Origin of the sequence: Streptomyces racemochromogenes, assembly GCF_044129415.1 — a bacterium.
GTDB classification, from domain to species: domain Bacteria; phylum Actinomycetota; class Actinomycetes; order Streptomycetales; family Streptomycetaceae; genus Streptomyces; species Streptomyces racemochromogenes_A.
Genome location: NZ_JBBDHD010000031.1, coordinates 32132 through 50017, shown reverse-complemented (window position 1 = coordinate 50017; position 17886 = coordinate 32132). Strand labels below are relative to the sequence as shown.

The 17886-nt window shown below is 73.3% G+C and carries 19 protein-coding genes; 12 read left to right on the top strand and 7 right to left on the bottom strand.

Features of this window, described 5'->3' with window-relative positions; all coding sequences use genetic code 11:
• Nucleotides 1–42: 42 nt before the first annotated feature.
• Nucleotides 43–999, bottom strand: a complete 957-nt coding sequence (locus WDV06_RS14885; protein ID WP_395510207.1) for an NADP-dependent oxidoreductase — start codon at nucleotides 997–999, stop codon at nucleotides 43–45.
• 108 nt (nucleotides 1000–1107) lie between these two features.
• On the opposite strand from WDV06_RS14885, the gene WDV06_RS14880 reads away from it, so the two are divergent.
• Complete coding sequence (locus WDV06_RS14880; protein ID WP_395510206.1) at nucleotides 1108–1548, top strand: winged helix-turn-helix transcriptional regulator; 441 nt, start codon at nucleotides 1108–1110, stop codon at nucleotides 1546–1548.
• A gap of 25 nt (nucleotides 1549–1573) precedes the next feature.
• Here the strand turns inward: WDV06_RS14880 and WDV06_RS14875 are convergent, their stop codons facing one another.
• The 3 genes from WDV06_RS14875 to WDV06_RS14865 all read right to left on the bottom strand — a co-directional run bounded on the left by WDV06_RS14875 (nucleotide 1574) and on the right by WDV06_RS14865 (nucleotide 4348).
• A complete protein-coding gene (locus WDV06_RS14875) occupies nucleotides 1574–2818 on the bottom strand; it encodes a TerD family protein (RefSeq protein WP_395510205.1) in 1245 nt (414 codons plus the stop codon).
• 135 nt (nucleotides 2819–2953) lie between these two features.
• Nucleotides 2954–3562, bottom strand: coding sequence for a polysaccharide deacetylase family protein (locus WDV06_RS14870; protein WP_395510204.1), 609 nt, complete (start codon nucleotides 3560–3562; stop codon nucleotides 2954–2956).
• Between the two features lie 297 nt (nucleotides 3563–3859).
• Nucleotides 3860–4348 (bottom strand): GbsR/MarR family transcriptional regulator, encoded by a 489-nt coding sequence (locus WDV06_RS14865; protein WP_395510238.1) that lies wholly within the window; start codon nucleotides 4346–4348, stop codon nucleotides 3860–3862.
• 72 nt (nucleotides 4349–4420) lie between these two features.
• On the opposite strand from WDV06_RS14865, the gene WDV06_RS14860 reads away from it, so the two are divergent.
• From WDV06_RS14860 to WDV06_RS14835, 6 genes are all read left to right on the top strand, one after another.
• Entirely contained in the window at nucleotides 4421–5332 is a 912-nt protein-coding gene (locus WDV06_RS14860) for an ABC transporter ATP-binding protein (RefSeq protein ID WP_395510203.1), read from the top strand.
• A complete protein-coding gene (locus WDV06_RS14855; RefSeq protein WP_395510202.1) occupies nucleotides 5329–6903 on the top strand; it encodes an ABC transporter permease in 1575 nt (524 codons plus the stop codon). Before WDV06_RS14860 ends, WDV06_RS14855 begins: the two co-directional genes overlap by 4 nt.
• 177 nt (nucleotides 6904–7080) lie before the next feature.
• Nucleotides 7081–7806: a peptidylprolyl isomerase gene (locus WDV06_RS14850; RefSeq protein WP_395510201.1), complete on the top strand. Its 726-nt coding sequence runs from the start codon at nucleotides 7081–7083 to the stop codon at nucleotides 7804–7806.
• A gap of 163 nt (nucleotides 7807–7969) precedes the next feature.
• A complete protein-coding gene (locus tag WDV06_RS14845; protein ID WP_395510200.1) occupies nucleotides 7970–9340 on the top strand; it encodes a histidine-type phosphatase in 1371 nt (456 codons plus the stop codon).
• 116 nt (nucleotides 9341–9456) lie between these two features.
• Entirely contained in the window at nucleotides 9457–9966 is a 510-nt protein-coding gene (locus WDV06_RS14840; protein ID WP_395510199.1) for a hypothetical protein, read from the top strand.
• Nucleotides 9963–12860, top strand: coding sequence for a M48 family metalloprotease (locus WDV06_RS14835; RefSeq protein ID WP_395510198.1), 2898 nt, complete (start codon nucleotides 9963–9965; stop codon nucleotides 12858–12860). Before WDV06_RS14840 ends, WDV06_RS14835 begins: the two co-directional genes overlap by 4 nt.
• Nucleotides 12861–12969: 109 nt before the next feature.
• On the opposite strand, the gene WDV06_RS14830 is transcribed toward WDV06_RS14835, so the two are convergent.
• Entirely contained in the window at nucleotides 12970–13446 is a 477-nt protein-coding gene (locus WDV06_RS14830; RefSeq protein ID WP_395510197.1) for a cupin domain-containing protein, read from the bottom strand.
• Between the two features lie 282 nt (nucleotides 13447–13728).
• Between WDV06_RS14830 and WDV06_RS14825 the strand changes: the two genes are divergently transcribed.
• From WDV06_RS14825 to WDV06_RS14815, 3 genes are all read left to right on the top strand, one after another.
• The gene (locus WDV06_RS14825; RefSeq protein ID WP_395510196.1) at nucleotides 13729–14682 is read left to right on the top strand and encodes an esterase/lipase family protein; all 954 of its coding nucleotides are present in this window, start codon (nucleotides 13729–13731) and stop codon (nucleotides 14680–14682) included.
• A gap of 78 nt (nucleotides 14683–14760) precedes the next feature.
• Complete coding sequence (locus tag WDV06_RS14820; RefSeq protein ID WP_395510195.1) at nucleotides 14761–14940, top strand: hypothetical protein; 180 nt, start codon at nucleotides 14761–14763, stop codon at nucleotides 14938–14940.
• Nucleotides 14941–15192: 252 nt separating this feature from the next.
• Entirely contained in the window at nucleotides 15193–15462 is a 270-nt protein-coding gene (locus WDV06_RS14815) for a hypothetical protein (RefSeq protein ID WP_395510194.1), read from the top strand.
• A 43-nt stretch (nucleotides 15463–15505) separates the two neighbouring features.
• Here the strand turns inward: WDV06_RS14815 and WDV06_RS14810 are convergent, their stop codons facing one another.
• Nucleotides 15506–16108: a DUF2867 domain-containing protein gene (locus tag WDV06_RS14810; protein WP_395510193.1), complete on the bottom strand. Its 603-nt coding sequence runs from the start codon at nucleotides 16106–16108 to the stop codon at nucleotides 15506–15508.
• A gap of 94 nt (nucleotides 16109–16202) precedes the next feature.
• On the opposite strand from WDV06_RS14810, the gene WDV06_RS14805 reads away from it, so the two are divergent.
• The gene (locus WDV06_RS14805; protein WP_395510237.1) at nucleotides 16203–16763 is read left to right on the top strand and encodes a TetR/AcrR family transcriptional regulator; all 561 of its coding nucleotides are present in this window, start codon (nucleotides 16203–16205) and stop codon (nucleotides 16761–16763) included.
• Between the two features lie 174 nt (nucleotides 16764–16937).
• Nucleotides 16938–17570: a hypothetical protein gene (locus WDV06_RS14800; RefSeq protein ID WP_395510192.1), complete on the top strand. Its 633-nt coding sequence runs from the start codon at nucleotides 16938–16940 to the stop codon at nucleotides 17568–17570.
• Here the strand turns inward: WDV06_RS14800 and WDV06_RS14795 are convergent.
• On the bottom strand, nucleotides 17546–17872 hold the full coding sequence (locus WDV06_RS14795) for a hypothetical protein (RefSeq protein ID WP_395510191.1): 327 nt from the start codon (nucleotides 17870–17872) through the stop codon (nucleotides 17546–17548). The two genes, WDV06_RS14800 and WDV06_RS14795, sit on opposite strands and share 25 nt — an antisense overlap.
• Between the last annotated feature and the right edge of the window lie 14 nt (nucleotides 17873–17886).

The following is a 17886-nucleotide window of genomic DNA, read 5'->3' as shown; positions in this document are numbered from 1 at the left end:
GCCGGTGGAGGGACGCGCGAGCGGACACGGCGGCGCGGGTGGTCACCACGCCCCCGGAGTCAGAACGATCTTTCCCGCCACACGGTTGGACTCGCTCAGTTCATGCGCCCTGGCCGCCTCCTCCAACGGCAGGACCCGGTCGACGGCGACCCGGAGGCCACCCCGTTCCACCAGGTCGGTGATGTGCGCCAGATCCGCGCCGGACGGAGTGAATCCGAACTCGGCGAACCGCAGGCCGCGTGCCTCGGCCCGCTCCCGCACCGCGGTCCGGTCGGGGCCGGCGCCCCGTACGTCGACGAGGATCCCGCCCGGTGCGAGCGTCTCCAGCGACCGGGGCCCGTAGTCGCCGCTGATCGGGTCGAGGACCACGTCGACGTCACGGACGGCCTCGGCGAAGTCGCGGGTGGTGTAGTCGATGAGCCGGTCGGCGCCCAGGCCGCGCAGGAACGCGTGCCTGCCCTCCCGGGCGGTGCCGATGACGTGCGCGCCGCGGGCCTTGGCGATCTGCACCGCGAGGTGTCCGATCCCGCCGGCCGCCGCGTGGACGAGGACCCGCTGTCCGGCGCCCACGGCGGCGACCCGGACGAGCGCCTGCCAGGCGGTGAGCGCCGCGACCGGCAGCGCGGCGGCCGACACCCGGCTGACGCCCGCCGGTGCGACGGCGAGCGCCTCCACCGGTGCGACGGCGTACTCGGCATGGGCGCCATGGGGCGGAAACGCGCACCCGTACACCACATCCCCCGGCTTGAACCGCCCCGGCCGGCCGTCGCCGAGGGCCACCACCACTCCGCACAGGTCCAGGCCCACGGTGAACGGCGGGGCGCCGAACTTCCGCACTGCCCCGGAACGGACCTTCCAGTCGGCCGGATTCACCCCGGCCGCGCGAACGCGCACGAGCGCCTCGCCGCGGCCCGGCACCGGCAGGTCCGTCTCGACGACCTCCAGTACCTCCGGGCCGCCGTAGCCGCGCTGACTGACCGCGCGCATACGGGTGGTCATACGGGTGCTCCTCTCGGGCTGCCGGCCGGACCGGCCGCAGGTGATCACCATCCTCGGCGCCTCGGTACCCCTTGTGAAGAAGGCACCTGATTGATACCCGGGTACCTCATGGAAACCAAGGTGAGCACGACCCCCGAGGACTGGGCCGCCACCTACCGCCGCGACTGCCCCTCGCGCACCGTCGTCGAACTGCTGGCCAACAAGTGGGGGCTGTACGTCCTGGCTGCCCTCCGCCGGCACGGCCGGCCGATGCGGTTCAGCGAACTGCGGCGGCTCCTCGACGGGATCACGCAGAAGATGCTGACGCAGACCCTGCGCGCGCTGGAACGGGACGGCCTCGTGACCCGCACGGTGTACCCCACCGTCCCGCCCCGCGTGGAGTACGCGCTGACCGAGCTGGGCGTCGAGGCCGGGCGCCTGACCGACGCCATCGGCACCTGGTCGGTCGAGCACGCCCGGCAGATCCTGGCAGCCCGCCGGGACTTCGACGACCGGGCCGCCATCCCGCCCCAGCCCGTCGGGCCGACGGGCACGGGCCCGGCGCGCTGAGGCGGGGCGGCCCGGGCGCCCCCGCTCAGTCCTTGGCGGCGCTGTGCCAGCTCATCCCCCAGCCGTAGGCGAGGTCCGCCGCCTGCTGCTTGAAGACGCCCGGCGCCGGCACCAGGTACTGCGCCTCCCGCCGCACGATCAGCTCCCCGCCCACGTTCTCGATCAGCGCGATCGCGGCGACCGGCGAGGGGACGGTGCATTCGTCCAGGCGCACTTCGATCGGGGGCCCGGCCGGCGGATACAGCGTGGCGACCCCGTGCAGTCCCGCGAAGCCCGCCGCCCCGTCGTAGATGACCACGAACACCAGCAGGCGCCTGATGTCCGCCGCGTGATCGAGATTGATCAGGAGGTTCTCCCCGTCCGCACTGCCGCCGGTGCGGTCGTCCTGGTCCAGCAGGACGTACGGCGGCTGGTCGAACGAGCCGAACTGGCGGTTGATGGGGTGGACGATGCCCTTCTGCCCGTTCTGCAGCTCCCACAGGCAGGAGAGGTCCAGATCGACGTCCTCCAGACGCACGGCGTCCCCGCCCTTGTTCATCCAGCCGCGCGGAGGCCTGGCCGCGCTCCAGGAGAGGTTGACCCGCATGGCACCTGACGTGACGCCCTGTTTCGTCAGCGACACCGTGGGCGAGGCCTTGGTCAATGTGATCTTCGACAGTCGCACCGGCTGGGGCGCCGCCTGGGGCACCGGCGGTGGCGCCGGGGCGGCCGGGGCGGGCCGAACCGGCGCCCCGGGAGCGGTGGCGGGTTCGTCGACGGTGATGCCGAAGTCGGTGGCCAGCCCGGCGAGACCCGAGGCATAGCCCTGGCCCACGGCGCGGAACTTCCACGCACCGTTGCGCCGGTACAGCTCACCGAGCACGAACGCCGTCTCGGAGGTGGCGTCCGTGGGGTCGAACCGCGCCTCCTCGGCGCCGCTCTCCGCGTCCAGCACACGCACGAACAGACCGGACACCTGACCGAACGTGCCGTCGGTGGAAGCCGCGAGCACCACGGCCCCGACGTCCGGCTCCACCGCCGACAGGGTGACGACGATCGTCTCGACGGTATCCGCACCGTCCTGCCGCCTGCCCCCGTGCCGCACGGCACCGCTGCTGTGCGCGGGCTGGTTGTAGAACACGAAGTCGTCGTCCGACCGCACCTTGCCGGCCGGGGTCAGCAGCAGGGCGGACACGTCCACGTCAGGCGTTCCGGGCCCTGCCCGCCATCCCAGCTCCACGCGGACCCCGAGACTTCCCACCGGAACGTTGGCACCCTTGCGCAGGCCCATGTGACTCCCCCTTCGGCGACCGACCCCACGGCCGCAGCGTACGAGGATTGCGGCGCGCCTTTCCCCGAAAGCCGGGATGTGCCGCCGTACGACCGTCGCCCGGCAGGGGCTGTCCCGGCCGAGGACCAGGCTCCGTCACCCGGCGAGGAACTCGCGCAGGTCCACGATCGCGTACCCCTCCTCCAGGGCCGCGTCGATGATCCGCGGCAGGGCCTGGGCGTCGAGCACCACCCCGTCCCCCGCGCTGCTGCCGACGTGCATCTGCAGGACGGCCCCCGGCTCCAGCGAGCCCACCGCCCTGCGCACCGCCCGGTCCACGGTCATGCCGCCGGCCGGCCCCAGGTAGCCGTTGGTGTCGTTGGTGAACTCGATCGCCGCGTAACCCAGTTCGTTGACGTCCTCGATCGAGTCCCGCGTCGTGGAGCTGTAGGGGAACCGGAAGAACGGCAGGGGCTCGGCCCCGGACGCCGTACGGATCGCGGCGTCGGCGGTGCGGACCTCCCGCGTCCGCTCCCGGGTGCCGAGGTCGTCGAAGTACGGGTGGCTGTAGGAGTGGTTGCCCAGACCGTGCCCGGCCTCGGCCATCGCCCGCACGGCCGCCGGACGCGTCTCGGCGTACCTGCCCGTGGGGAAGAACGTGGCGGGGGCTTTCCGCCGGCGCAGCTCCGCCAGCACGGTGGCGAGTCCGCTCTCGTCCCACGCCGCGTTGAAGGTGAGCGCCACCACCTCGCGGGACGTCGGCAACCGCCGGATCTCCCGCCCGAGCAGTGAAGCCGGCGGCCGAGGCCCCGTCACGGCACCGGCCCCCCACCCCCGGCCGGCCGGCGCGGCCACGGCACTCCGGCCGGGCACCGGCCACGCGGCCGGCAGCGCCGCCAGCACGGCGCGTCGTCCCACACCCACCGCGGCCACTCCCCTCGAACACCGCGCCGCCCCACGCGCCGCTCCCACGAGTGTGCGAGAACACCGGGAGGAAGCCCCGTCCGGCCCTGCCGCGCACCCGGGTGATCCTGCCGCCGACCGAACCTCCTGCCACGCGCTTCAGGGCAGGCCGAGGGTGGCCCGGTGGGTACGCCAGCGGTCCATCAGGCCGTGCATCTCGTGCTGGAGGAACTCGAAGAACGCCGCCGTCTCCGCCACCCGCGCCCCGGCCGGGGTGTCGGTCCCGAGGCCGGCCGCGCCCTCGCGCAGGGTCTGCTCGAAGCGGGTGAGGGCCTGGTCCCGGCGGGTGAAGGTCTCGTACCAGAGCTCGTTGTGGAGCACGTAGCGGTCCCGCCGGGAGCCCGGTTCGCGCTCCCGGCTGACCATGTCGAGCTGTGCCAGGTAGGCGACGGCGCCCGATACGGCCGCCGGGCTGATCCGCAGGGCCGCGCCGAGTTCCGCCGAGGTCATCGCGCCGCCGTCGCTCGCGAGCAGGCAGGCGAAGACCCGGGCCGCCATGCGCTGCATCCCGGCCTCGGTGAGCTGCGCGGCGAACCGCTCCACGAAGCGGGAGACCGCTTCCCCGTCCCGCGTTCCGTCGTAGTCCATCGTCGTCACACCCGGGATTTTACGATATTCGCTACCTTCACAACTTTGTGAAATGAGCGTACGTTCGGAGTCATGACGAAGGCCATCAGCGTCGCCGGGCTCCGCAAGGCGTTCGGCCGCACCCGCGCCCTGGACGGGCTCGACCTGGACGTCGCGACCGGCGAGGTCCACGGATTCCTCGGGCCCAACGGCGCCGGCAAGTCCACCACCCTGCGGATCCTGCTCGGCCTGCTGCACGCCGACGCCGGGAGCGCCACCCTGCTCGGCGGCGACCCCTGGGCCGACGCCGTCTCCCTCCACCGCCGCGTCCCCTACGTCCCCGGCGACGTCACCCTCTGGCGGGACCTCACCGGCGGCGAGGTCATCGACCTGTACGGACGCCTGCGCGGCGGCCTCGACCGGGCCCGCCGCAACGAACTGGTCGAGCGGTTCGAACTCGACCCGACCGGGAAGGGCCGCACGTACTCCAAGGGCAACCGCCAGAAGGTCGCCCTGGTCGCGGCCTTCGCCTCCGACGCGGAACTCCTCGTCCTCGACGAGCCCACCTCCGGGCTCGACCCGCTGATGGAGGAGGTCTTCCGGGGCTGCGTCACCGAGGCCCGCGACGCCGGCCGCACCGTCCTGCTCAGCTCGCACCTGCTCAGCGAGGTGGAGGCCCTCTGCGACCGGGTCAGCATCGTCCGCGCCGGCCGCACCGTGGAGAGCGGCACGCTCGCGGCCCTGCGCCACCTCACCCGTACGTCCATCACCGCCGAGCTCGCCGGCCCGCCCAACGGCATCGCGGACCTGCCCGGCGTCCACGACGTCGAGGTGCGCGGACGGAGGATCACCCTCCAGGCCGACACCGACGGGCTGGACGCCGCCCTGCGCGCCCTCACCGCCTCGGGCGTGCGCTCGCTGACCGCGAGCCCGCCCACACTGGAGGAACTCTTCCTGCGCCACTACGCCCCGGAGGGGCGGCCGGGCGGGGTGAGCGGGCGATGAACGGACCGCTGACCGGGACCGGGACGCTGCTGCGGCTGGCGCTGCGCCGCGACCGGGTGACGGCGCCGGTCTGGGTGCTGGCGGCCGGGCTGCTGGTGGTGAGCATGCCCCGCACGCTCGGCGCCGTGTACGCCACCGGGGCCGAACGGGCCTCCGTCGCCGCCTCGATGAACGCCAACGGCTCGATGCGAGCCCTGTACGGGCCGGTGTTCGGCGACTCCCTCGGAGCCCTCACCGCCTGGCGTGCCGGCGTGTTCGGGGCGGTGCTCGCCGCGGTGATGAGCGTGGTGATCGTCGTCCGGCACACCCGCGAGGAGGAGGAGACGGGCCGGCAGGAGCTGCTCTGCTCCGGGGCGGTGGGCCGCCGGGCCCCGCTGACGGCCGCCCTGCTGGCCGCGCTCGCCGCGGACGCGGCCGTGGCCCTGCTGGTCGCGGGCGGTCTCGCGGGGCGGGGGACGGCCGGGGCCCTCGCGCTCGGCCTGGGCATCGCCGGGACGGGGCTCCTGTTCGCGGCCGTGGCGGCCGTCGCAGCCCAGCTGACCGGCAGCGCCCGGGCCGCGAGGGGGCTGGCGGTCGCCCTGCTGGGGGCCGCGTTCGTCCTCAGGGCGGCGGGAGACGCCGGGTCCCCCGGCGGCGGGTCGGCGTTGACCTGGGCCTCACCGCTGGGCTGGTCGGAGAACGTACGGGCCTTCGCGGGCGAACGCTGGTGGGTGCTCGGTCCGTTCGCGGCCGGGACGGTCGCGCTGACGGCCGCCGCCTACGCGCTGGCGGGCCGCCGCGACCTGGGCGCGGGCCTCCTGCCCGCGCGGCCGGGCCCGGCCGAGGGGCGCCTCGGCTCGGCGGGGGCGCTGGCCCGGCGGCTCCAGCGGGGAACCGTACTCGGCTGGAGCGCGGCCTTCCTGACCGCCGGGGTGGTCTTCGGGGGGATGGCGGACGGGGTCGCCGAGGTGGTCGGCGGCAATGAGCGCACCCGGGAGATCATCGAGCGGATGGGCGGGCGGAGCGGTCTCACCGATGCCTTCCTCGCCGCGATGGCGGGGCTGCTGGGCATGGCCGCCGGGCTGTTCGCCGTCTCCTGCGTGCTGCGGCTGCACGCCGAGGAGACCTCGCGGCGCGCCGAGCCGCTGCTCGCCCACTCCGTCGGCCGGCTGCGCTGGGCCGGCGGCCACCTGACCGTGGCCTTCGCGGGGCCGGCCCTGATCCTGCTCCTGGCCGGGCTCGGACTGGGCCTCGGGCACGGCGGGGACACGGCCTCGACGGTGGCCGCCTGCCTGGCGCAGCTCCCGGCGGTGTGGGTCTTCGGCGGGCTGGCCGCGCTGCTGTACGGGGCGGTGCCGCGGTACGCGGCCGCCGCGTGGGGGCTCGCGGGGGCCGCGCTGGCGCTGGGCTGGATCGGCCCCGCCCTGGACCTGCCGCGGCCGGTGCTGGACCTCTCCCCGTTCGCCCACCTGCCGAGGCTCCCCGGCCCGGGTCCCTGGGACCTGGCCCCGCTGCCGGCCCTCACCGCCCTGGCGGCGGCCCTGACGGCGGCCGGGCTGGCGGCCTTGCGCCGCCGCGACCTGACGGCGTAGGCAGCCTGTCGGCGATCCCCTCACGGCCGGCTGCGGACGACCGGCGCCCGCCGCTGTCGCCGGGCCGGGCGGTCTGTGGCCCGGCCGGCGCCCGTCGCCCCCCATTCCCGGGGACCGCACCCACGCCCTAGACTGCGACCGCTTCAGGACCTGGCGATCATCGGGAGGGCCCGCAAGATGAAACGAGCACTGATCGGCACGTTCGCGGCCGTGGCGTTGGTCGTGTCCGGGGGGAGCGTCGCCACCGCTTCCGACGGCGCCCCGCCCCGCACCACGCACGGCCCCTGCCAGTACACGCAGACCCCGGACGAGCCGCCGGCGCGCTCCGTTCCGCTGCCGCCGGACCCGCGGCGCACTCCCGGTCGCGGCACGGTCGACATGGCTGTTCCGACCAGTCAGGGACCGCTCCCGCTGCGCGTGGACCGGGCCAAGGCGCCGTGTACGGTCCAGAGTTTCCTGCACCTGGCGCGGCACGGGTTCTACGACCACACGGTGTGCCACCGTCTGACGGCGTATCCGACGCTCAAGGTCCTGCAGTGCGGCGACCCGACCGCTACCGGTGAGGGCGGGCCCGGGTACAAGTACAAGGACGAGCTGCCGGTGGACCTGCCGCCCGCACCCACCGATCCCACCGGCACGCGCCGCCTCTACGGCCGGGGCCTGCTGGCGATGGCCAACGCCGGTCCGAACACGAACGGCTCACAGTTCTTCGTGGTCTACGGCGACTCCGCGCTGCGACCGAACTACACGATGTTCGGCATGGTCGACGCCGACGGCCTCGCGACCCTCGACAAGGTCGCCGCCGGAGGCATCGAGCCGACCGCGGAGAACCCGGCACCGGTCGACGGCACCCCCGTGCTGCGGACCGAACTGCTCCGAGTCCGGCCGTCCTCCCGGTACTGACGCACCGCGACGTGGCTCGGGCAGGGTCTCGGACCGGCGGTGTGTGTTCAGATGCCCTCAACCCAGGTCGTGGGACAATGTCGACAGGGGTTGGTGTGGTCGTGGCACCTTGCGGCAGACCTGGGCTACCGACGGGTAGCCCGACCCGAACCGAAGGGCCGCCGTGAAGCGCACCGCACCCTTGTCCACCGCCATGGCCGTCTCCCTGGCCGCCGGCGTGCTGTTCACCACAGGCACCGCCTCCGCCGGGGAGCAGGCCGGCCCCTCACGTGCCGGGCGCGACGTCTACGGAACGAAGACCCCCTACGCCCCGCAGGGCGGGCCCGGCCGCTACCAGGACGCACCGGAGGGATTCGTCCCGGTCTTCACCGAGAACGTCGCCCGCCACGGCTCCCGCGCCATGACGGACAGCGGTGACGGTGACGCCGTGCTCGCCGTCCTGCGCACGGCGCAGGACCACGGCGCACTCACCGGCCTCGGTGCGCGGCTGGGCCCGCAGGTGCGGTCCCTGCTGGCCGCCGCCTCCGCGCTCGGCTACGGCAACCTCTCCGCCCGCGGCGCCGAGGAGCACCGGCAGACCGCGCTGCGCCTGGAGCGGCGGCTGCCGACCCTGGTCGCGGGCATCGCCGCCCGGCACGAGTCGATCGCGGTGGAGACGTCGGGGGTGCCGCGGGCGGTGGCGAGCGCCGATGCGTTCACGGGCGCTCTGGCCTCCGGGGAGCCGGCGCTGGCGGGCTTGATCAAGGCGCCGGTCACCGACAAGAACCTGTTGTACTTCCACAAGCAGCCGCAGAACGCCGACTACCAGGCGTACGTGAAGAGCGATCCGCAGCTCGCCGGGGTCCTCGCCGGGATCGACGCGGACCCGCGCACCGCCGAGACGGCGCACCGCGTCGTCACCCGTCTGTTCCGCGGGGACTTCGCGGCCACGCTGTCCGCCCGGGCGCAGCTCTCGTTCGCCCGTTCGCTGTACCAGCTCTACAGTGCCGCGCCCGACCTGTCCGTGGAGGCGCCGGACGTCGACCTCACGCCGTTCCTGACCCCCCACGACGCCCAGTGGTTCGCCTACCTCGACGACGCGGAGGAGTTCTACGAGAAGGGCCCCGCGTTCAGCGGACGCACGATCACCTACAGGATGGCCGGCGTCCTCCTCGACGACCTCCTGGCCCAGGCCGAGGCCAAAGCCGCCGGCACCAACCGCAACGGCGCGGTGCTGCGCTTCACCCATGCCGAGGAGATCGAGCCCCTCGCCGCGCTGATGGGCCTGCCCGGCAGCACCGAACCCGCCGAACCCGGCCGGCCGTACGCGTACGGGAACAACCCGTGGCGCGGGGCCGAGGTCTCGCCGATGGCGGCGAACATCCAGTGGGACCTGTTCGCCAGCACGCCCTCCGAGGGCCGGCCGGCCGGTTACCTGGTGCGCATGCTCTACAACGAGAAGGAGACGGCCTTCAAGCAGTCCTGCAAGCCCGTGGCCAAGGGCAGCTACTTCTACGAGCTCAACGAGCTCAAGCACTGCCTCACCCACCCCTGACCCCCCCCACGACGCAGCCCCGGCGGCATGGCGCGGTCGGCCGCCGCCATGCCATCGTGGAGAGCCGTTCCGGGCGAGCGGTCAGGGGGGCGTGGATGGATTCGACGGGGGTGCCGGTGAGCGGACGCCGCGTGCGGGACGTCGTCGGCGACGTGGTGGCCCAGGTGGCGCCGGACGAGGCCGTGATGGTGGAGGGGCTGCTGACCCTCGACGACGCCTCGGTGGTGCGGCGTCTGGCGGGGCGGGGCGGGCGGGATCCGCTGGGCTTCGGCGTGACCGAGGTGGCCGCGCTGGTCACACCCGTGGTGTGGCTGGTGCTCGACCAGATGGCGGCTGCCGCCGCCGGCGCCGCCGTCGAGCGGGTGGGCCGACGCACGGGCGGTTGGCTGCGGCGGCTCTTTCGCCGCCCCCTGCCGCCGGCCGTCCTGCCGCCGCTGGACCGGGACCAACTGGCCGAGGTCCACAGGCGTGTCGTCGAGGCGGCCACCCGGCGGGGACTGACCGCCGACCGCGCGGCAGAGCTCGCCGACGCGGTGGTCGCGGCGTCGGTGCTGGCGGAACCGGCCGTCGAACCTCCGGAAGGCCAGGAGGAGGCGGCCGAACCGGCCGGTGGCGACCCGAGGTGAACGCCGCTTCCTCCCGGCCGCGCATCGACGAGCGGGCCCTGGGTGCGGGGACGACGATCCGCTTCGTCATGCTGGTCGTCCTGATGCTGGCTGCCAGTGGTGCGATGGGCCTGCCGGTCGTGCGCACCCTGCACGCCGGCGACGCCTCCGACTGCCTGCTCGCCGCCGGGCTCGATCCGAACCGGGCCGGAGAGGCAGCCGCGTTGACCCGCCTGGGGGCCCAGTGGGTTCCGTTCTGGGCGTGCATGGACCAGTCCGCGCCTCTGCCGCCCTGGTGGCAGATCGCCGTCCTGCCGGTGCTCCTCGTGGCCGCCGCCGTGTTGCTCTTCCTCCTGCTGCCCGCCTGGAGGATCCGTCGGCGCCGCCTCGTCGCACTGCACACGCTCGACACGGACGGTGCCGCCCTGCGACTGGTCCAGGAGGCGGCCGGAGCCGCGGGGCTGGCCAGGTTGCCGCGCGTCGTCGTCGACCGGGCCGCTCCCACGGCGGGCGCGGTGGTCTTCGGCCGCAACCGCCGGCCGATCATCAGCCTGCACGGCGGCCTGCTCGCCTGCCGCGGCACCGACCCCGGGCACGTACGGACCGTACTGCTGCACGAACTCGCCCACATCGCCAACCGGGACGTCACCGTCACCTATGGCACCGTCGCACTGTGGCGGGCCTTCTGTCCGCTGGTCCTGTTGCCCTGCCTGCTCTGGGCGGTCTTCGAAGCCGGCGCCTTCGGTATTCACGCCTGGCAGGCCACCGCCCCCTACCAGATCCGGACGCTCCTGCTTCCCCTCCTCCTGGTCGCCCTCGTCCACCTCGCACGGGCCGACGTACTGCGCGCGCGGGAGATCCACGCGGACCTCGCAGCGGCCCGCTGGGGGGCGGACCTGCACCGCTCCCTCGCCACGGCCACCCCCGCCCCCCGCGGAATGCGCTTCGTCGCCGCCTCCCTGAGGGAGCAGTGGAGCACGCACCCCCGGGCACGGTTGCGCCGGTCCGCGCTGGCCGATCCCTCCCCGCTCTTCGGGCTCCGGCCGCTGCCCGTCCTTCTGACCGGTGTGAGCGCGGTGCTGATCCACAGCCACCTCTTGATCCACCTCGTCACCTACCGGCGGCTGAGCCCCTGGACAGCCCAGGGAGCGGCCTTCGTTCCCGCCCTCCTGGTGTGCGGCGTCATCGGAACCGCCCTCTGGCGCGCCGTGGCCTACGCGGTGGTGACGGGCCGCCCCCCGCCCTCCGGGCTGCGCACCGGACTGTGGCTGAGTGCCGGCCTCGGCACCGGCGCACTGGTCATCGGGTTGGGCGCCGGTGCGTCGCAGTGGTGGATCGGCGGCCTGACGGGCCTGCTGCTGATCGTGGCCGCCGGCACCGCCTTCACCGTCTGGGTCACCCGGTGCGCCCGCCTGTGGGCCGGAACCTGGCGCGGCAGGTCCCTCCGCCCCGCCCTCCTGCTGTGCCTGGCCGCCGGCTTCATCGTCGCGTCGGTCTGGTTCACCTGGCAGACGACCCAGGGGATCTACGGGCTGTTCTGGCAGACGGCAGGCACCACCGGCTCGCGCCAGGCGGTCCTGCGGATGTTCCCGGGTGCCACCGACACGGGCCACCCCGCCGTCGCCGCCACGGCCGTGGTGGTTCCGCTGATCCTTTCCTCGTTGAACGCACCCCTGTTCAGCGCCGCCGCCGCGGCGACCTGGCTCCTTCCCGCGCCGGCCCTGGCCCTGGGGCCGGCCGCCGACCGCCCTCGCTGGCTGGTCCGCGCCCAGCTCGACGGCGACCCCTCCACCGCACGGTGGGAGACGCCGCCACCGCTGCGCCGGGCACTGGTGCCGGGGCTGATCGGCGGAACGGGGTGCTGGCTCGCGGTCGCCGGCGTCCTGGCGTACCTGCACACCGGCCCGGCATCGGGCAACGGGATCCAGCAACTGCGCTACCTGGCCTTCACCTTCGTGGCGCTCGCCGGAACGCTGACCGTCACCGCCGTGTGGGCCGCCCGCTGGCGGCACCTCCTCGTCACGCTGGTCGCCACCCAGACGGCAGCGGCCCTCGGCCTCGCGGGAACGGTGGTGCTGATGTCCGTCGACGGGTGCGCGGTACCCCTGAGCGTGTGGAACACCGACTGCCGCTGGCGCCCCGCATGGCAGGCGCTTCCGGACGGAAACCTGGCCGCCTTCGTCAACCTCACCCTGCTGCTCGCCGCGCTGGTCACACTCCTGGCGACCCCCCTGCCCACCGTGGTGTCGGCCGTCCTGCGACGGCGGACACGGCCCGCACCCCCAGAACGCCGAGACCCGTCCGGGAGGCGACGCGTCGCCCGGTGGTCCGCAGTCGGCCTGCCGGCGGCGCTGGTGGTCGTGCTCGCCGTCGCGGAGCCGCTCACCATGGCGAAATACCAGGCCCCGCTTCCGGACTACGCCGCAGGGCAACGGGCCATGCAGCAGCTGCTCGGCGACGCACCGCCGCCCGCGTCACCACGGACGAGGGCCCTCCAGGTCCGCGCCTGGTACCGCCACGGCGGCGCATACCTGCTGGGCAACGCCGTGGCGGCCGGCGACCAGCTGAGAACGGTGGAGGTCGACTTGGACGCGGAGCCGACCCGGTACGCCCCGGCGCTCGCCCGGATCCGCTCGCTGTGCGTACGGCTCGGGACGCTCGCCGCGTGGGAGGACGGGTACTACTTCCGCGTCCCGGACGCCGCAATCCAGGCCGACTGGCACCAGTTCGGCCGATTCGCCCGCGACGGCAGCCGCAAGTGCCTGGCGGCCGTGGACCGGCAGCCCTTCGACGCCCACGCCTTCATCGGCCTCGCGTCCGCCCGGTACGACCTGGACGTGGCCGGCTCCTACGCCACCAGCGCGACGAGCAGCATCACCGACATCCTGACGAAGGCGGGCTACCAGGCCTCCTGACGCGGGCCCGCGCCCCGTGGCGCGTGCGCGAACGCCCGCCGGAAGGCAGGGTCGTGGTTCTCGCGGCGCGCACGGGGCCGGGACCGCTGTCCCGACGGGCCCTCGCAGGTCAGGCGTGCTCGTCCGACGGCTGGCGGGGAGGCTGGACAGACCAGCTCGGCGGCTCGTCATCGCCCGACTCCTCGTCGCGCTCCGCGTCGGCCGCCGTCTCCTGGATCTTGTTCGGCGCGTGGTGGACCGGCGCGTACACGGCGTAGAGCTGCATGGGCTCGTCCCCGATGTTGGTGACGTTGTGCCAGGTGCCCGCGGGTACGAAGATCGCCCAGCCGTCCTCGACCTCCTGGTCGAAGTCGAGCCGGTCCTTCGTCCGGCCCATCTGGACGCGGCCCCGCCCAGCGTCGAGTCGTAGGAACTGGTCGGTCTCCGGGTGCGCCTCCAGGCCGATGTCCTCACCCACCGGGATCGACATGAGGGTCAGCTGAAGGTACTTCCCGGACCAGGCGACCGAGCGGTAGTTCGTGTTCTCAAGCGTCGCCCCCTCCAGGTCGAAGCTCTGGGGTTCCGGCCCGATGTCCTTGATGGTCATACGTTCTCTCCCGGTCGACGAAAGCGATGCACGGCCGCAGCGTCGGCCAGGCGCCGACGCGGCACCTCCATCATCGAGTATCGAGCGGCACGCTCCCGCACGTACCCGTGCCGCGCCAGGCCGGAATGTCGCCTTTCCCCGTCCGGGACACCGCCCCGGTGCCACGGGATCGGATACCGGCCATCTCGGTCGTGCCCCTGTCGAACCGACCGCACCTGTTGGATACTGCGGCTATCCAAACGTCGGGACTTTCTCTCAGGGGGACTCGTGAGGCGAGCCGTCGTGCACACGTCCGGATACGTCAGCGCCGTCTGTGCCGCCGCCGCGGTGACGGTCTTGGTCACCTCCACGTCCGCGGCGGCGGAGACCGGACCCGAGCAGGACAATTTCCTTCCCGCCATGGTCCACTCCATCCTCCACCTGGACATCGATCCGCCGGGTGCCAACGACTGGAACTGCCGTCCCGGCGCCGCCCACCCGCGTCCGGTCGTCCTGGTCCACGGGACCTACGAGAACCGCTACAACAACTGGGCGCGGATCTCACCCGAGTTGAAGGCGCAGGGCTACTGCGTCTACGCCCTCGACTTCGGCGACACCGACGACGCCGGGGTGGCCCTCGCTCCCACCGTCAAGGGCTACGGAGACATCAGGAAGTCCTCGAAGGAGCTGGCCGCCTTCGTGGACAAGGTGCTCGCCGCCAGCGGTTCCGACCAGGTGGACCTGGTCGGCCACTCCCAGGGCGGAACCCTGTCCCGCTGGTACCTCAAGGCCGACGGAGGCGCCAACCCGGCCGACCCGTCCAGGAACAAGGTCAAGAAGGTCGTCCAGCTCGGCGCGACGAACCACGGCACCACCATGAGCGGCATCGAGACGCTCGCCGACAAGCTCCACATGCTGGGGCTCGGGGAGAAGACCCTAGGGGTGGCAGGCGTGCAGCAGTACGGGAAATCCGACTTCATCAGGGAGCTCAACGCCGACGGAGACACCGTTCCCGGGGTCGACTACACCGTGATCGCCACGAAGTACGACGAGATCACCACCCCCTGGCAGAGCACGTTCATGACGGCGGGCCCCGGAGCGACGGTGCACAACGTCCCCTTGCAGGAGGGCTGCTCCATCGACCTCTCCGCCCATCTGAGCATGTCGTACAGCCCGCGTGCGGTCGGACTGATCGAACGAGCCCTGGACCCCTCGGCCCCGGCGGCTCCCTGCGTACTGAGGGCGCCCGCCTTCTGATTCGGCCCGGGGACCCGAAGCCTTCTCCTGGTATCGGCCGGGGCCAAGTCTCTGCGGACGCGGCACATCACCGAGCAGATGTCCACCCTCGGAGTGCCGCAGAGCATGATGGCCTTCCTGATCGGTGCTCAGATCGCGGGCGCGGCCGGGGCGGTCGCCTTCCACCTGCGCGTCGGCGACCGCAAGGGCGCGTCTCCGGCGGTGGTCCTCACTCTGGCCTCCGTCGCCCTGATCGTGCTGCGCACTGCCACCCTCTGACAGCGGCCGGCCGGTCTGAGGCCGGCCTCGATCGTGCTGAGTGAGGTCGGTCTCCGATGAGGAGGGCCACCGTTGATCATCGTGAGCCGTGTCGACGAACGAAGATCGGCGGTGGCCGGTGGCGGGCCGGTCCGCCCGGTCCGCATGGCGCCGCCGGCACCCGGCACGCTCGCGCACCAGCCGACTACCGGCGACAGGCCACCCGACAGCCATGAAGATCAGGATCTACAGCCGGAGTACTAGGATTCGGGCATGACTCACTCGGGGGACAAAACGCATGCCATCATCACGCCCGGTCAACTGGCCGCACTGGCACTCCTGTTGGCTGCCACAGCCGTACTGGCGAAGTGGCACGAAGGCCCGCTCTTCTGGTGCGGCGCCCTCCTCGGCCTCGCCGGCGCCGGCGGCTACTTCATCCGCTTCGACAGCCCCCGCGGCGCCGCACAATGGCTCCTCGCCGCCGTCGGCTTCTGCATGGTCGCCATGTGCGCCGTCCAACTCCTGATCGGCCTCTTGTCCTGACCGCACACGGCCCCGGGTGCCTGACGCGGTTCTGGGGCACCCTTCAGGAGGCGCTCGCCCTCCTCTCGGCGGCGCGCCGCTCCCACTCGCGGCCGATGCTGCGGATCAGCGCCGGGTAGACCCCCAGGTAGCGGAAGGGCTTGATGCCCAGCATGTAGAGCGCGCCCAGGCGCCCGTTGGGCTTGACCAGGACGGCCATCTGGCCGCGGTAGCCGCCGGATCCGTCCGGGACCCAGCCGATGTGCATCACTCCGTGTACGGTCCGGTTGGCCGTCTCCGCCGCCCACTCGTCATGGGTCAGGAAGACGGAGGTGAACGGAACCGACCTGGTGTCCGGGCCCCGGGGGCCCTCTCGGAGGTCCGCCGGGAGCCGGTCGCGCAACGTCGGCACCCGGCCGCCGATGCCGCCGGAAGGCTCGTCCCAGCCGAACAGGGCGCCGAGCTTCCAGCGGAGGGCGAAGAGGGCCCGGCCCACGGGCGACGGGACGGGATCGCCCGTGCCGTTCGCGAACTGCTCCACGAGCAGGGCCAGATCGTCCGCTCCGCCCGGTGTCGGCAGGTCCCAGACGTCCTCGACGCGGAAGTCGCCCGCGATCTCGTGGATCCGCCAGGGGCGGGAGGTGTACGCGGTTTTCGGGAGTCTCACGAGCAAGCTCCTGTCTATACGATGCCGTATAGAAGAAGGCTAGCACCCGTCTATACGGTGCCGTATAGACGGGTGTTGCATGAGGGGAGACACCGTGGGCGTGACCCGCACACCACGCGGCAAGTGGATCGACGAGGCCTTGCGGGCACTCGCCGCCGGCGGACCCGAGGCCGTCCGCATCGAGGTGCTGGCGCAGGCGCTCGGCGTCAGCAAGGGCGGTTTCTACGGCTACTTCCGCAATCGCGGCGCATTCCTCGACGAGATGCTCGACACCTGGGAACGGTCGGTCACCGAGGCGGTGATCGAGCAGGTCGAGAGCGGCGGCGGGGACGCCAGGGTCCGGCTGCAGCGGCTGTTCACGCTGGTCGCCGAAATCGAGGGCGGGCCGGCGACCGGCGTGGCGCTCGACCTCGCGATCCGCGACTGGTCGCGGCGCGACGAGGCCGTCGCGGAGCGGCTGCGTCGCGTCGACAACCGGCGCATGGACTACCTGCGTTCGCTGTTCCGCGAGTTCTGCGCCGACGAGGACGACGTCGAGGTCCGCTGCATGCTCACCTTCTCGGTGCGGCTCGGAGGCTACGCCGTCGCCGCCGACCACGGTGCCTACAGCCGCGCCCAGGTCATGGACCTGACGAGGAAGTGGCTCCTGCGCTGAGGGCTGGGGGCGCGGCCCGGCCCCGTCCGGTCGGCGCCGGTCAAGCGGGGTGCAACCGTCCTTCCTCCCCCGGACGGGGGAGCAGGGCTCCCTCGTGTGCGTGATGTGGGGCGGGCGGCCTGGGAGCCAGGATCGGGGGCGATCCGACCCCCACCACCGGAGGAGACCACCGTCATGCACCGTACGTTGCCGCGCCTCGCCGCCCCGCTCGCTCTCGCCGCCGCCCTGACCGCCTCGGCCTGCCTTCCGGCCTCGGCGGCGCAGACGCCTTCGGTCGCGCGGACGTCCCCGGCGCTCCTCGCCGGCTCGCGGGCTCCCGCGCCGGCCGGGATCAGCGGGTGGGCCCGCATGGCCTACGGCGACCCCCGCGACGACGTCCAGATCTCCGTCGACGCCCACGGCCTGTTCGGCCCGGCGGGATCCACCACCGCCACCCGCTCCTGGGGAGTCTTCCGCGTCCAGCACTACTCGCCCGCCAAGGACGGGCAGCCCGAGAACTTCAACTGGGGCGACTTCGTCGTCGACTGCCTCCGGATCGACGGCGCGGCGGGCGGCACGGAGGTGTCGGTGACGGGCCGGATCGTCGACGCCGGCCAGGCGTGGTCCCCGTTCCTCGACCGCAAGCCCCTGCCGGCCCGCATGGGCCTCGGCTTCCACCTCCCCGGCCCGGGGGGCCGGCCCGACGAGGCGCGCGTCGGCCTCACGCCCCCGGCAGCCGAAGGAGGCCCGGACATCGCGCGGTGCGCGACCGGTCCGGCCGACTCGGGTCTGACGGCGGGCGGCTACCGGCTCGGTGTCTCCTCCTGATCCGCCGGGGTGGTGGTGAAGAGCAGGTGGGCGTACCGGATCGGGGGCCAGAGGCTCGCGTCGTAGTCCGGTGCGTCGTTCCACGAGAGGCCGAGGCGCATACGGTCCCAGGTCTCGCCGAGTTCGGCCTCCATGCCCTCCTGGCCCCGGTGGAGGAAGGCGTAGCAGTCTTCGAGGTCCCCCCAGGTGGTCTCCACGGCTCTGCGCAGGGCGTCCGCCGCCCGGTGCTCCTCGGTGCGGGGCGGGTGGGCCGCGAGGAGGCGGCCGATGCGTCCCAGCAGGAACGCGTGGAGGGCGTCCATGTGCGCGCGGGTGA

Bases quoted from the DNA above. Each gene is read 5' to 3' on its own strand.
- WDV06_RS14820 (WP_395510195.1), top strand. From the start codon at position 14,761: ATGTCCACCCTCGGAGTGCCGCAGAGCATGATGGCCTTCCTGATCGGT.
- WDV06_RS14880 (WP_395510206.1), top strand. From the start codon at position 1,108: ATGGAAACCAAGGTGAGCACGACCCCCGAGGACTGGGCCGCCACCTAC.
- WDV06_RS14860 (WP_395510203.1), top strand. From the start codon at position 4,421: ATGACGAAGGCCATCAGCGTCGCCGGGCTCCGCAAGGCGTTCGGCCGC.
- WDV06_RS14865 (WP_395510238.1), bottom strand. From the start codon at position 4,348: ATGGACTACGACGGAACGCGGGACGGGGAAGCGGTCTCCCGCTTCGTG.
- WDV06_RS14815 (WP_395510194.1), top strand. From the start codon at position 15,193: ATGACTCACTCGGGGGACAAAACGCATGCCATCATCACGCCCGGTCAA.
- WDV06_RS14850 (WP_395510201.1), top strand. From the start codon at position 7,081: ATGAAACGAGCACTGATCGGCACGTTCGCGGCCGTGGCGTTGGTCGTG.
- WDV06_RS14855 (WP_395510202.1), top strand. From the start codon at position 5,329: ATGAACGGACCGCTGACCGGGACCGGGACGCTGCTGCGGCTGGCGCTG.
- WDV06_RS14830 (WP_395510197.1), bottom strand. From the start codon at position 13,446: ATGACCATCAAGGACATCGGGCCGGAACCCCAGAGCTTCGACCTGGAG.
- WDV06_RS14875 (WP_395510205.1), bottom strand. From the start codon at position 2,818: ATGGGCCTGCGCAAGGGTGCCAACGTTCCGGTGGGAAGTCTCGGGGTC.
- WDV06_RS14885 (WP_395510207.1), bottom strand. From the start codon at position 999: ATGACCACCCGTATGCGCGCGGTCAGTCAGCGCGGCTACGGCGGCCCG.
- WDV06_RS14800 (WP_395510192.1), top strand. From the start codon at position 16,938: ATGCACCGTACGTTGCCGCGCCTCGCCGCCCCGCTCGCTCTCGCCGCC.
- WDV06_RS14795 (WP_395510191.1), bottom strand. From the start codon at position 17,872: ATGGACGCCCTCCACGCGTTCCTGCTGGGACGCATCGGCCGCCTCCTC.